Annotated in this window: 13 protein-coding genes; 9 read left to right on the top strand and 4 right to left on the bottom strand. The window is 66.9% G+C overall.

Annotated elements, in window-relative coordinates; translation table 11 throughout:
• Position 1 precedes the first annotated feature (1 nt).
• Entirely contained in the window at positions 2 to 1,165 is a 1,164-nt protein-coding gene (locus L5G28_RS00370) for an FUSC family protein (protein WP_236999844.1), read from the top strand.
• A gap of 68 nt (positions 1,166 to 1,233) precedes the next feature.
• Entirely contained in the window at positions 1,234 to 2,169 is a 936-nt protein-coding gene (locus L5G28_RS00365) for a cation diffusion facilitator family transporter (RefSeq protein ID WP_236999843.1), read from the top strand.
• Here the strand turns inward: L5G28_RS00365 and L5G28_RS00360 are convergent, their stop codons facing one another.
• Together L5G28_RS00360 and L5G28_RS00355 are read right to left on the bottom strand one after the other, a co-directional pair.
• A complete protein-coding gene (locus L5G28_RS00360) occupies positions 2,170 to 2,958 on the bottom strand; it encodes a site-2 protease family protein (RefSeq protein ID WP_236999961.1) in 789 nt (262 codons plus the stop codon).
• A gap of 2 nt (positions 2,959 to 2,960) precedes the next feature.
• Positions 2,961 to 3,602, bottom strand: a complete 642-nt coding sequence (locus L5G28_RS00355) for a hypothetical protein (protein WP_236996782.1) — start codon at positions 3,600 to 3,602, stop codon at positions 2,961 to 2,963.
• A gap of 102 nt (positions 3,603 to 3,704) precedes the next feature.
• On the opposite strand from L5G28_RS00355, the gene L5G28_RS00350 reads away from it, so the two are divergent.
• The gene (locus tag L5G28_RS00350) at positions 3,705 to 4,991 is read left to right on the top strand and encodes an adenylosuccinate synthase (protein ID WP_236996783.1); all 1,287 of its coding nucleotides are present in this window, start codon (positions 3,705 to 3,707) and stop codon (positions 4,989 to 4,991) included.
• Between the two features lie 15 nt (positions 4,992 to 5,006).
• A complete protein-coding gene (locus L5G28_RS00345) occupies positions 5,007 to 6,572 on the top strand; it encodes an adenylate/guanylate cyclase domain-containing protein (protein ID WP_236996784.1) in 1,566 nt (521 codons plus the stop codon).
• Here L5G28_RS00345 and L5G28_RS00340 read toward each other — a convergent pair.
• On the bottom strand, positions 6,569 to 7,027 hold the full coding sequence (locus L5G28_RS00340; RefSeq protein ID WP_236996785.1) for a VOC family protein: 459 nt from the start codon (positions 7,025 to 7,027) through the stop codon (positions 6,569 to 6,571). The genes L5G28_RS00345 and L5G28_RS00340 overlap by 4 nt on opposite strands.
• A gap of 72 nt (positions 7,028 to 7,099) precedes the next feature.
• Between L5G28_RS00340 and purT the strand changes: the two genes are divergently transcribed.
• Positions 7,100 to 8,647, top strand: a complete 1,548-nt coding sequence (gene purT, locus L5G28_RS00335) for a formate-dependent phosphoribosylglycinamide formyltransferase (protein ID WP_236999842.1) — start codon at positions 7,100 to 7,102, stop codon at positions 8,645 to 8,647.
• A gap of 192 nt (positions 8,648 to 8,839) precedes the next feature.
• The gene (locus tag L5G28_RS00330; RefSeq protein ID WP_236999841.1) at positions 8,840 to 9,340 is read left to right on the top strand and encodes a hypothetical protein; all 501 of its coding nucleotides are present in this window, start codon (positions 8,840 to 8,842) and stop codon (positions 9,338 to 9,340) included.
• A 102-nt stretch (positions 9,341 to 9,442) separates the two neighbouring features.
• Here L5G28_RS00330 and L5G28_RS00325 read toward each other — a convergent pair whose 3' ends face one another.
• Positions 9,443 to 10,831 (bottom strand): FAD-dependent oxidoreductase, encoded by a 1,389-nt coding sequence (locus L5G28_RS00325; RefSeq protein WP_236999840.1) that lies wholly within the window; start codon positions 10,829 to 10,831, stop codon positions 9,443 to 9,445.
• A 205-nt stretch (positions 10,832 to 11,036) separates the two neighbouring features.
• Here L5G28_RS00325 and L5G28_RS00320 point away from each other — a divergent pair, with 205 nt between their 5' ends.
• From L5G28_RS00320 to L5G28_RS00310, 3 genes are read left to right on the top strand one after another with little or no spacing between them, the layout of a single operon-like run.
• Positions 11,037 to 11,531 carry an Rv0361 family membrane protein gene (locus L5G28_RS00320; protein WP_236999839.1) on the top strand — a complete coding sequence of 165 codons (495 nt, stop codon included), beginning with the start codon at positions 11,037 to 11,039 and terminating at the stop codon, positions 11,529 to 11,531.
• A complete protein-coding gene (locus tag L5G28_RS00315; protein WP_236999838.1) occupies positions 11,528 to 11,941 on the top strand; it encodes a rhodanese-like domain-containing protein in 414 nt (137 codons plus the stop codon). The genes L5G28_RS00320 and L5G28_RS00315 overlap by 4 nt, the downstream gene beginning before the upstream one ends.
• A 15-nt stretch (positions 11,942 to 11,956) precedes the next feature.
• Entirely contained in the window at positions 11,957 to 13,171 is a 1,215-nt protein-coding gene (locus L5G28_RS00310; RefSeq protein WP_236999837.1) for an O-succinylhomoserine sulfhydrylase, read from the top strand.
• Positions 13,172 to 13,182 lie beyond the last annotated feature (11 nt).

The raw sequence follows: 13,182 nt of genomic DNA, 5'->3' as shown, positions 1-13,182 counted from the left end.
CATGCGCTCCGCCCGCACGATCCGCGACGCCGGTTACGCAGGTGACCAGGCGTTGCGGACCGTGCGGTCCCGTTTGGGGGCCAAGATCCCGGTCTTCCTGCTGACTCGGCTCCGCCGACTCTGGTTGTCCCTCGTCCCGATCGTCCAATGTTCGATCGCCGCCGGTCTCGCCTGGTGGATCGCGGCCGACGTCGTCCACCATCCGCAACCGTTCTTCGCTCCCATCGCCGCCGTCGTCTCGCTCGGCATCTCGCTCGCCAAGCGCTGGCGCCGATCCGTCGAACTCATCGGCGGCGTCATCATCGGGATCGTTGTAGGCGACATCGGCATCTCGATCCTCGGCAGCGGCGGTTGGCAGATCACCGTCGTCGTGGCCATCGCCATGAGCATCGCGGTGTTCCTCGACCGAGGTCTGATGATGCCGATCCAGGCCTCGTCGTCGGCCGTCTTGATCGCCACCCTCATCTCGCCGGGTGTCACCAGCTTCGGTCGCGTCATCGACGCACTGATCGGCGGCACAGTCGGGCTCGTCGTCGTCGCGTTCGTGCCCGTCAATCCGGCACGGCGGGCCAGACGTGATGCCGCACAGATCCTCGCCACGCTCCGGGACCTGTCCGCAGATCTCGCGGAGGCGCTCCGACGTAAGGACGAGGACGGCATTTACCGAGTTCTCGCTGCGGCGAGGGGAACGCAGGGCTCCATCGACTCACTCCGAGCCGACGTCACCGCGGGCCGCGAAGTCAGCAGGCTCTCGCCGGTGCACTGGTCGTCGCGTAAACGCATCCAACGCATCGGCGCGACGGCCGACCCCATCGACAACGCGGTCCGCAACTTCCGAGTGATCTGCCGGCGCGCCCTCGGCGTCACACAACGCGGCGTCGCCGTCGAGTCGGCGATCGTCGACCTGGTCGGCGACCTTCAGGTCGGTTTCGAGACGCTCCGCGAAATGATGATGGCCGAGCCCGGAGGCTCTCCCGACCAGGCCGACGCCTCTCGCGTCCTGCGTTCGATCGTCCGCAAGGCGCGGACATCGCTCGCCGACAGTGTGGAGGACCTGTCCGAAGCCGCCATGCTCGCCGAACTGCGGTCGTTGCTCGTCGACATGCTGATGATCGCGGGCCTCAAACGGTCGTCGGCGCTCGCGCAGTTGCACCGGAACCGGTGACCGCACCCGCCCGGAGCCCGTGGCCACCGCCGCCTTGACATATTCGTCAACGCGCATATATTGAGGTCATGGGTAGCGAACACGGCCACGACGGGCACAGTCATGGTCCCAGCGCAGCCGATGTCGCATCGGGTGCGCCCCACAGGCGGATCTGGCCATTGGCGACGTCGGTAGGCATCATCGGCGGCTTCTTCGTCGTCGAACTGGTCACGGGGCTCGTCTTCGGGTCACTCGCGCTGGTCGCCGACGCAGGGCACATGCTGACCGACGTCGTCGCCCTCACCATGGGGCTCTCGGCGCTGCTCCTGGCGCGGCACGGTCGGATCACCGACGGTCGCAGCTTCGGCTGGTACCGCGCCGAAGTGTTCACCGCTGTCGTCAACGCGATCCTGCTCATCGGTGTCGGCGCGTTCGTCCTCGTTGAAGCGATCAGGCGGATCGGTTCGTCACCGGAGGTCCCCGGCGGACCGATGATCATCGTCGCGACGCTCGGTCTGGTCGCCAACATCGTCGTCATGCTGCTGCTCCGCGCCGACGCGGAGGGATCGATCGCCGTCCGCGGCGCCTACCTGGAGGTCCTCGCCGATGCGGTCGGCAGTGTGGGCGTACTCGTCGCGGGCGTCGTGGCGCTCACCACCGGTTGGGGCTACGCCGACCTCATCGTCGCTGTCCTCATCGCGCTCTGGGTGGTTCCGCGTGCCCTGCGACTGGCTCGCGACGCGCTGCAGATCCTCAACCAGCAGGCGCCGTCGCATATCGACCTCGCCGATCTGCGCGCCCGTCTGGCCGACGTCCCCGGCGTCGACGACGTCCACGACCTCCACGTCTGGTCGGTCACCACCGGCATGGACGTCGTGACCGTGCACCTCACCGCGCACGGCGACCACACTCGCGTCCTGGCCGACGCACGCGCTGTGCTCGACGCGCAGGGACTCGAACACGCCACCGTGCAGATCGAGTCGTCGGGCAGCCGAGCCGCGTGCAGCGGCGAACTCACCTGGTGACTAGAGCCAGAACGCGAACAGGTGCCACCCGTACGACACGAAGATCGAGTCGACGCCGAACAGGCCCATCAATCCTTCGATCAGGTCGAAGAACGCCCGGTTGAGAACTGGCAGCCACAGGACCACCAGAACGATGAGGAATCCGAACGGAGCGATCTTCTCCGCGGAGCGTCGGACGTCCCACGACAGGTACGGCTCGATCGCGTGGTAGCCGTCGAATCCCGGCACCGGAATCAGGTTGAGGATCAGGGCGGTGAACTGGAGGAACGCGAGCATCGCGAACGACGACCACAGGTTGACGTTCCCGAAGTCGTCCGCGACGGGCATCGCGGCCAGCGCGATGCACAAGACGACGCCGATGATCAGGTTCGCGGCCGGGCCGGCCAACGCCACCTTCGTCCGCTGACTCTTGGTGAACGCGGCCTGGTTGACGAATACGGCTCCGCCCGGAAAACCGATGCCGCCCAACGCGATGATCAGCAGCGGCAACGCGATCGACAGACCCGGATGGGTGTACTTGAGCGGATTCAACGTCAGGTAGCCGCGCAGTTCCGCGCTGTGATCGCCGTACCGGAACGCGGTGAACGCGTGCGCGAACTCGTGCAGGCACAGCGAGATCACCCAGCCGGACAGGACCAGCAGGATCGCGCCGAGGGTCGCGGTCGCGGAGTCCTCACTGCCCGACGAGACGAGCAATGCGACGCCGACGCCGAAGGCGACGCACAGGCCGAGGAAGATGAGGCCGGGTCGAACCGACTTCAATGCGACCGCGGTCGGCGTCATCTTCATCGTCACGGCCCGACCAGTTTCCAGTCGATGTGGTGCCGGTAGAACGTCGATCGTTTGACGAGACGTTCGGTCACCACGCCTTCGCGTTCGACGACGAGATTGCTGCCGCCGGTCTGCACTGCGCGGCCAGTCTTCCAGCCGCCCGGCAGCCATCGTGCGACTCGTCCGCGCACGCCGGGCTCTTCCGGGAGCGGTTCGATCTCCACCGCGTCGACTTCGCCGTCGAATAGTCGGTCCGAGTCGACGTACGCCTCGCCGTGGAGTTTCTCGCCGTCGGCGCCCAGATGCCGGGCACGGCCGACGAGGACGGTGGCTGCATCGTCGCGGATCAGCGGCAGGCTCTGCGCGACGCCCGACTCGGCCATCGCCATCGCGTGGGCGCCGTACTTGAGCTTGTAGACCTTCGTCGCGGGCGTCTCATACGGTGCGACGTAAGCGATTTCGACGTCGAGCCGATCCTGCTTCATGATCGCGGCGACGATGTCGGAGAGGAAGACGTCGGGCTCGACCCCGGATTCGGCGGCATCCGGGGGAGCGACGATCACCCGCGTCAGGTCGGGGTCTTCGAGGGCCTGTTCGACGAGAACCGCAGGCGTCGGGCCGTCTGCGGCGCCCGTCGTCGGGGCGAGAAGAGTAGATGACACGGCTACCAGAGTAACGGCGTGGCGCGTGTCGACTGCGGACTCGGGGTCTGACGGCACGTCCGGACCCAGTAGGGTGTACCCGAACAGGAGGAGCACCGAACTATGGCTGCGATTGTGCTGATCGGCGCCCAGTGGGGCGACGAAGGCAAAGGTAAAGCGACTGATCTACTCGGCGGAAAGCTGCAGTGGGTGGTCCGCTACCAGGGTGGGAACAACGCCGGACACACGGTTGTGCTGCCGAACGGGGAGACGTTCGCGCTCCACCTGATCCCGTCCGGCATTCTGACGCCCGGCGTCAACAACGTGATCGCCAACGGCGTCGTCGTCGACCCGAGCGTTCTCCTCAACGAACTTCACGGGCTCGAGGAGCGAGACGTCGACACGTCGCGGCTGTTGCTGTCGGCCGATGCTCACCTGCTGATGCCGTACCACGTCGCCATCGACAAGGTGACCGAGCGTTTCCTGGGCAACAGCAAGATCGGCACCACCGGCCGCGGCATCGGCCCCTGCTACCAGGACAAGATCGCGCGCGTCGGCGTACGCGTCGCCGACGTCCTCGACGAGAAGATTCTCGCTCAGAAGGTCGAAGCGGCCCTCGAAGTGAAGAATCAGATCCTCACCAAGATCTACAACCGCAAGGGTCTCGACGTGGCCGAGGTCGTCGACGAGACGCTCGAACTCGCTGAAGGATTCAAACACCGCATCGCCGACACGCGGCTGTTGCTCAACCAGGCGCTCGAGCGCGGCGAGACGATCCTTCTCGAAGGTTCGCAGGGCACGCTGCTCGACGTCGACCACGGCACCTACCCGTACGTGACGTCGTCCAACCCGACCGCGGGCGGCGCGGCGGTCGGCGCGGGCATCGGCCCCGGCCGGATCGACACCGTCTTGGGCATTCTCAAGGCGTACACGACGCGCGTCGGCGCGGGTCCGTTCCCGACCGAGCTGTTCGACGAGTGGGGCGAGTTCCTCGCCAAGACCGGAGGAGAGGTCGGCGTCACCACGGGGCGGGCACGTCGGTGTGGTTGGTTCGATGCGGTGGTCGCACGCTACGCGACACGCGTCAACGGAATCACCGACTACTTCCTCACCAAACTCGACGTGCTGTCGAGTCTGGAGACGGTCCCGATCTGCGTCGCGTACGAGGTCGACGGCGAGCGCGTCGACGACATGCCGATGACCCAGACCGGCTTCCACCACGCGAAGCCGATCTACGAAGAGATGCCCGGCTGGTGGGAGGACATCTCCGGCTGCCGCACCTTCGAGGACCTGCCCGTCAACGCCCAGAACTACATTCTCCGACTCGAAGAACTGTCCGGCGCGCACATGTCGTGCATCGGCGTCGGACCGGGGCGCGATCAGACGATCGTGCGCCGCGAGATCGTCTGACCGAGGACGTCGCAGGTGTGGCGGCCGAACTTCAACCGTGACTACGGTTCCACCCTGCTCGGTTCCGCCGACCAGTCCGCTCGGCTCGTCCGAGTCCGCGTCCAGTCGATCCTCACGGTCGCCGTCGTGTTGGCGAACCTCATCGGCATCATCATCGCCGTAGGCCTCGGCGCCGTCGGGATCCCAGAACCGTCCCTGCTGCGCAGCGACCTCGTCTACGTCAATTTCATCGGGGTGCCCGTCTACGTGGTGTGCGCGCTGATCGTCGGCGTCACCGTCGGCACTGCTTCGACGGTGAAAGCGGTTCGCTGGTCCATCGACGACGAGGTCCCGAGCCGTGAGGACGCCCGCCGCGCGAAGCGGGCACAACGACGTCTCGTCTGGCTGCAGGGAGCGCTGTGGGTCGGGGGCGCAGCCGTGCTCGGCCTCCTCTACGGGCTCGTTGACCCGTCGTTGATACCGAAGGTCGTGCTCATCACGTTGATGTGCGCGACGGTCGTCGTCGCGATCGCGGGCATCTACACCGAGATTCTGCTGCGCCCCGTGTGGGCCAGGATCATGCAGGCGGGTCTCGGGCTGAAGGGCAGTTCCGTCCGTTCGCGCGCGGTCAACTCCTGGATCATCGGTACCGGCATCCCGCTCACCGGCATCACCCTCGTCGTGCTGTTCGGTGTGCTCCGGCCGGAGACGAGCAAGGCCAACGTGCTGGTCGCGGTGACCGTGCTCGCCGTCGTCGCGGGTTTCGTGGGTTTCGGCTCCATCATGCTGTTCGTCTGGAGCATCACCGGTCCGCTGCGCAGTGTGCGCAACGCGATGACAGCGGTCCGGCACGGCGACGTCGGCACGGACGTCGACCTTCTCGTTTATGACGGTTCCGAACTCGGCGAACTCCAGTACGGGTTCAACACGATGGTCGGCGGGCTCCGCGAACAGGAGCGCATGCGCGATCTGTTCGGCAAGCACGTCGGTCGCGACGTCGCCGCCGCCGCACTGCGCCGCGACCCCGAACTGGGCGGCTCCGAGCGCGTGGTCGCGGTGGTGTTCGTCGACGTCATCGGCTCGACGACGATCGCCGAGAAGCGCTCGCCGACCGAAGTGGTCGCGCTGCTCAACCGGTTCTTCGCGGTGATCGTCGACGCGACCGAACGCAGTGGTGGACTGGTCAACAAGTTCGAGGGCGACGCGGTCCTGTCGATCTTCGGTGCGCCGGTCGACCTCGACGATTCGGCGTCGGCAGCGCTAGCCGCGGCCCGCGAGATCGCCGACGGTCTCGCCACCGACGTCCCCGAACTGTCCGCCGGGATCGGCGTCAGCTACGGCACAGTCGTCGCGGGCAACGTCGGAGCCGTCCAACGGTTCGAATACACGGTGATCGGCGACCCGGTGAACGAGAGCGCGCGGCTGTCCGAGGTCGCCAAGGACGATCCGCGGTATCCCGTCGCGTCACAGCGCGTGATCGACGCAGCGTCCGACGAGGAAGCGGCTCGGTGGACGCTGTGGCGTGAGGTGACGTTGCGCGGACGCACCGAACCAACCGTGGTCCATACGGCGCGGCCGCCGCTAGTGGACACGCGACCCTAATCCAGGCAGAACTCGTTGCCCTCGGGATCGGCCATGATGATGTGTCCCTGGCCGAGCGGGGGAGCGGGTTCCACGAGTTGAAGCCGTGACGCTCCGAGCGCGACGAGATGGTCGGCCCGAGTCGCCAGTGCGGCCATCCGTTCGTCGCCGACGAGACCGGGAGCGGCCCGCACGTCCAGATGGACACGGTTCTTCGTGACCTTCTCGTCGGGTACCTGCTGGAAGAACAGTCGCGGCCCGGCGCCGGTCGGATCTTCGGCCGCAGACCTCGAATTCCAGTGCTCGGCCGGCACATCGATCCGTGCGAGGAACTCGTCCCAGGCGGCGAACGGATCGTCGGGGTCGGGCTCCGTGCCGGGCGGGCCGGGGATCACGTAGCCGAGCACCTCACACCAGAATCGGGACAGTGCGCGCGGATCGTGCGCGTCGAACGTGATCTGAACGTCAACAGCCATGCGGTTCAGGGTAGGTCTCACGAATGGCGCGTGGACCGTATCGGTGTGTTCTGGGCCCGTAAGCTCGAGACCATGTCGTCAACGGTGATCGGTACCCCGCTGCGTCCCAGCGCGGTCAGAGTCCTCCTCCTCGGCTCCGGCGAGCTCGGGAAGGAGGTGGCGATCGCTCTGCAGCGGTTCGGTGTGGAAGTGATCGCGGTCGACCGGTACGCCGACGCGCCGGCCCACCAGGTCGCCCACCACGCCGAGGTGATCGATATGACCGACGCGCAGAAGGTGCGCGCGGTGATCGACAAGTACGAGCCGCATTACGTGCTGCCGGAGATCGAGGCGATCGCGACCGATGCGCTCGAAGACGTGGAACGCGACGGCATCGCCGAGGTGATCCCGAGTGCGAAGGCCGTGTCGGCGACGTTGAACCGTGAACGGATCCGCCGATTGGCAGACGAGGAGTTGGGGCTCCCGACGTCGCCCTACCTGTTCGCGGGATCGCTCGAGGAGATGCGCCGAGCCGTCGAGAGCATCGGCTACCCGTGCGTGGTGAAGCCCGTCATGTCGTCCTCGGGCAAGGGACAGAGCGTGCTGGAGGGGCCCGACGACGTCGACGCGGCGTGGGAGGCGGCCCGCACCGGCGCCCGCGTCAACAACGACCGGGTGATCATTGAGGGATTCGTCGACTTCGACTACGAGATCACGCTGCTCACCGTTCGCGCGGTGGATCCGGCGACGGGCAAGCTCGCGACCTACTTCTGCGATCCGATCGGGCACCGGCAGGTCTCCGGCGACTATGTGGAGAGCTGGCAGCCGCAACTGATGAGCGAGATCGCTTACGGCACAGCGCGTTCGGTGGCTGCTCGAATCGCAACGGCGATGGGTTCGGGCGTCCGTGAGCTCAGCGGGCGCGGCGTCTTCGGCGTCGAACTGTTCATCAAGGGCGACGAGGTGTACTTCTCCGAGGTGAGCCCGCGGCCGCACGACACCGGCCTGGTGACGTTGGCGTCGCAGCATCTGTCGGAGTTCGAGCTCCACGCCCGCGCCGTCCTCGGACTGCCGGTCGACACGGGGACCGTCGCGCCGGGGGCGTCCGCGGTGATCTACGGCAGGCACGACGCCGAAGGCATCAAGTTCGCGGGCGTCGCGCAGGCGTTGGCCGACCCCGCGGTGGACGTGCGACTGTTCGGCAAACCGGAGAGCTTCGCCCGACGACGGATGGGCGTCGCGGTCGCGACCGCACCGAACACCGACGTGGCGCGCCAGAAGGCGACCCGGGCAGCAGAGCTCGTGCAGCCGCTGCTGGCCGACGCCGACGAGCCGTCCGCGCCGACGGCCGTCGGACCGGAGACGGTGCGGATCGCCAAACAGTCCCCGCCTCCTTCGGGGCCGCCTCCTTCAGGACCGCCTTCTTCCGGGCCGCCGCCTCCGGGACCCCCGCCTCCGGGACCCCCGCCTCCGGGAGCTCGACCTCCCGGGCATCCGCCTCGGCGCCCACAACCGGGACCGCCGCCTCCGCCCCCGGGTCGCCCCGGCCCGGGACCCGGACGCCCTGGGCCCGGCGGCCCGGGCGGCCCGCGCCCAGGATCCCCGCCGCCGCGTCCGCAGGCGCCGCCGCCCCCACGCTGAACGGTGTCGTCTATTCGTGCCGTAGAGCGAGCAGTCTGAGCATTTCCTGAACAATTCGGTAACAGCTGTGCGGCGATTCGCCGATAGAGGAGTAAGGGTGGACGCAGAAGTCCATCAACGCGCTGTGGTTCGTGACGAGATTCGTGACGGATTGCGGCCTACTCGCTACAGGTGAAACGAAAGGTATTCGACATGAGGAAGACCCTGACACGTGCGGCGGCGAGCATCGCCGCAGTCGGCGCCATCGGTGCCGGCACCCTCGTCGCGGCCCCGCAGGCGCACGCCGCAGGCCCGGGCGATCTTCAGATCATCGGTGGCGTCAACTGCACCTTCAGCCCGTGGGGCCCCAACTGGTCCGACGGCCCGCAGTGGCAGATGCACCGCTGGATGGGCGTCAAGAACGTCGGCGGGTCCACCATGCACAAGGTGACCATCACCGAGTTCGGCGGCCCGACCAGGTGGGTTCCGGCCAACAAGGAGCGCAAGACCAAGTTCGGCGACCTGCAGGCCGGCCAGACCGCGGTCCTGTTCTCCACCAAGTGGAAGGGCTGCTGGCCGTCGTCCATCTCCGGCTACACCATCAGCGAGCAGGTGGAGAACCCGCTGAACAACGTCGGCTTCTGGCAGAACGTCCGCCGGGCTGAGCCGAAGGGCGGCGAGAACGGGAAGCAGGAGTTGGCGCCCACCAGCTAGCCGCTTAACCCCTGGAAACGAACAAACGCGGTAGTTCACTGTCACTGTGTGGCAGTGAACTACCGCGTTTGTCCCAGACGATGCGGAAGCCGCGTGCGGCGTCTACTTCTGGAGTTTGTGCGGCTCAGCGGCGGCGAGCATGTCGTCGCGCTCGACGACCTTGATGCGCTCACGACCTGCCGCGGCGCCGAGGGCGCGCTCATGCTCGTCGAGGCGGTACCAGCCGTCCCACGTGGTGAACGGGATGCCGCGCTCTTCGAGGAGCGCGACGATCGCGTCCTCGCCCGGAGCCTCCGGGGTGTTGAGCGAGTCGGCCTTCATGTCTTCGAGGATGCATTCGACGGTCTCGTTCGCGTCGCCCTTGGTGTGGCCGATGAGGCCGACGGGGCCGCGCTTGATCCAGCCCGTCGTGTACAGGCCGGTCAGGTGGTTGCCGTCGTCGAAGACGCGACCGGCCTCGTTCGGGATGACGCCTGCCTGATCGTCGAACGGGATGCCCGGCAGGTTATCCGACAGGTAGCCGACGGCGCGGTAGATCGCCGAGACGTCCCACTCGCGGATCTTGCCGGTCGCCCGCACGTTGCCGGTGCCGTCGAGTTCGGTGCGCTCGGTGCGCATGCCCACGACCTTGCCGTCCTCGCCGAGGATCTCGACCGGATTCTCGAAGAAGTGCAGGAACAGCTTGTGGATCGCGCCCTGCTTCGGCTCGCGGATCGCGTAGTTCTCGATGATCGTCGCGACCTGGTCGGTGATCTTGCTGCTGCGGCGCGCGACGGCCGAGCCCTCGTCGTACTCGATGTCTTCGGGGTCGACGATGACCTCGATGTTCGGCGAGTGGTCGAGTTCCTTGAGTTCGAGCGGGGTGAACTTGGCCTGCGCCGGTCCGCGACGGCCGAACACGTGGACTTCGATGGCCTTGTTGGACTTGAGCCCCTCGTAGACGTTGTCCGGGATCTCGGTCGGGAGCAGTTCGTCGCCCGTCTTGGCGAGGACGCGCGCGACGTCGAGCGCGACGTTGCCGACGCCGATCACGGCGACCTTCTCCTCATCCAGCGGCCACGTGCGTGAGAAGTCCGGGTGGCCGTCGTACCAGGCGACGAATTCGCCTGCGCCGTAGCTGCGTTCAAGATCGATGCCGGGGATCCTCATGCCGCGGTCATCGGTGGCTCCGGTGGAGAACACGACAGCGTCGTAGTGCTTACGAAGGTCGTCCAGCGAGACGTCGGTGCCGTAGTCGATGTTGCCGAGCAGGCGGACCTGCGGCTTGTCGAGCACCTTGTGCAGTGCCGTGATGATGCCCTTGATGCGCGGGTGGTCCGGTGCGACGCCGTAGCGGATCAGGCCGAACGGCGCGGGCATGCGCTCGTAGAGGTCGATGCTCACACCGCGCTCACTCGCGGTGTCCGACTTCATCAGGGCGTCCGCACAGTAGATGCCGGCCGGTCCGGCGCCGACGATCGCGACCCGCAACGGGCGGTTGGTGTCAGTCATGAGCTCGTGTTTCCTCAGCTGTATGGAACCTTGTCCCCTCTACGTTAAATCGTGCGCGAGCGGGACCAAAATCTGTTAGTGAGGTGAACCTCAGTAGCGTCGGGTCTGACCGAAACTATTGACGGGTGGCGCGGCGTGTGCCGTGATCGCGGCAGGGTAAGCGTGTTGCACGCCATTCAGGGACAGGTCATAGACTCTGAAGACCATGAGCGCGAAGCGACCCGACGGCACAGCGCAGGACGACCTGCCTGACTCCGCACCCGAGCACCGATCGTGGCGAGCGGCGCTCCCGTTCATCATCGCGTTCGGCCTGATCATCATCGTCGTCGCGTGGATCGCGCTGTCGCACCTGATCCGACCGTCGGAGGAGCGGGTCAGCGAGGACACGAAGGTCCAGTACGTGGTCAACGACATGTACAGCGCCCGGAACTCGCTCAACTACGACCTGTACCGCGACTCGCAGTGCACCGCGGACATCAACGCCAAGGGTTTCCCGACCGCGGCGGAGTTCGCGGACACCAACCGCGGCCCGCTCGAGAAGGACGGCAAACTCGTCGTCCCCGAGATGGAGGTGGAGGTGACCGGCTCGCGTGCCGCGGTCACCGTCCACGTGCACCGCGAGAACACCGAGGACAAGAAGACGACGACCGACCTGATCGTCGTCAAGCAGGGCGACGACTGGAAGGTGTGCGCATCGTGAGCTATGCAGGCGACGTCACGCCGCGCGACGCGTGGGAACGGTTGGCCGCCGATCCGAAGGCGGTGCTCGTCGACTGCCGGACACGCGCCGAGTGGAGCTTCGTCGGGGTGCCCGACGTGAGTTCGCTCGGCAAGCAGACGATATTCATCGAGTGGGTCGACTACCCGAACGGTGCGAGAAACCCGTCGTTCGTCGACGAACTGCGGGCGGCGGGGGTCGCCGACGACGACGAGGTCCTGTTTCTGTGCCGTTCCGGCCAACGATCCATCGGCGCCGCGGAAACGGCGACGGCCGCGGGGATCGTCGCGGCGTACAACATCCTCGACGGTTTCGAAGGCGGCATCGACCCCGCCGGGCATCGTGGCTCCGTCGGATGGCGGGCCGAAGACCTTCCCTGGCGCCAGTCGTAGAGGAGCGTGTGAACAGTGAGCAGTGAAATTCCAGAGGGGGAAATTCCAGAGTGGGCGTCTCCGGAGACCGTCGCAGTGCGTGGCGGCCTCATGCGTTCCGGCTTCTTCGAGACCTCCGAAGCCCTCTACTTGAACAGCGGGTACGTGTTCGACTCGGCGGAGGCCGCCGAACGCGCCTTCACCGGTGAAGACCAGCGCTTCGTCTACAGCCGGTACGGCAATCCGACGGTCGCGATGTTCCAGGAACGGCTCCGCCAGATCGAGGGCACGCAATCGTGCTTCGCCACGGCGAGCGGCATGTCGGCGGTGTTCATCGCCCTCGGCGCGCTCTTGAAGAAGGGATCGCGGCTGGTCGCCGCGCGCAGCCTGTTCGGTTCGTGCTTCGTCATCTGCAACGAGATCCTCCCGTCGTGGGGCGTCGAGACGGTGTTCGTCGACGGCGACGACCTCGCACAGTGGGAGGCCGCGCTCGCCGAACCCGCCGACGCAGTGTTCTTCGAGACGCCGTCGAACCCGATGCAGTCGGTCGTCGACGTCCGGCAGGTGGCCGAGATGGCACACGCGGCAGGCGCGCAAGTGGTGCTCGACAACGTGTTCGCGACACCGCTCCTGCAGCGAGGACTCGAACTCGGCGCGGATGTGATCGTGTACTCGGGGACCAAGCACATCGACGGTCAGGGTCGCGTGATGGGCGGCGCGATCCTCGGCACCGAAGAGTACATCCAGGGCCCGGTCCGCGAACTGATGCGGCACACCGGGCCGGCGTTGAGCCCGTTCAACGCGTGGGTGATGCTCAAAGGGCTGGAGACCATGAAGGTGCGCCTCGACCAGTCGGTGTCGACGGCGCAGCGGATCGCCGAGTTCCTCGACGACGATGCGCGTGTCGCGAAGGCCATCTACCCGTTCCTGACCTCGCACCCGCAGTACGATCTCGCGAAGTCGCAGATGGCCGGCGGCGGCACCGTCATCACGTTCGAGCTGGCAGGAAGCCCGGGCGCGTCGGGCAAGGAGCGCGCGTTCGAGGTTCTCAACGGCCTCCAACTGGTCGACATCTCGAACAACCTGGGTGACGCGAAGAGCTTGATCACGCATCCGGCGACCACCACGCACCGCGCGATGGGGCCGGAAGGTCGAGCCAGCATCGGTTTGACGGACTCGATGGTCCGCCTGTCGGTCGGCCTGGAGGCGGCGGACGACCTGATCCGCGATCTGGACACCGCGCTGGGCTGAACGAACACCCC

This window comes from Gordonia liuliyuniae (assembly GCF_021739025.1).
Taxonomy (GTDB): domain Bacteria; phylum Actinomycetota; class Actinomycetes; order Mycobacteriales; family Mycobacteriaceae; genus Gordonia; species Gordonia liuliyuniae.
The sequence above is the reverse complement of the archived record's forward strand: the minus strand, read 5'-3'. Positions and strand labels throughout refer to the sequence as shown.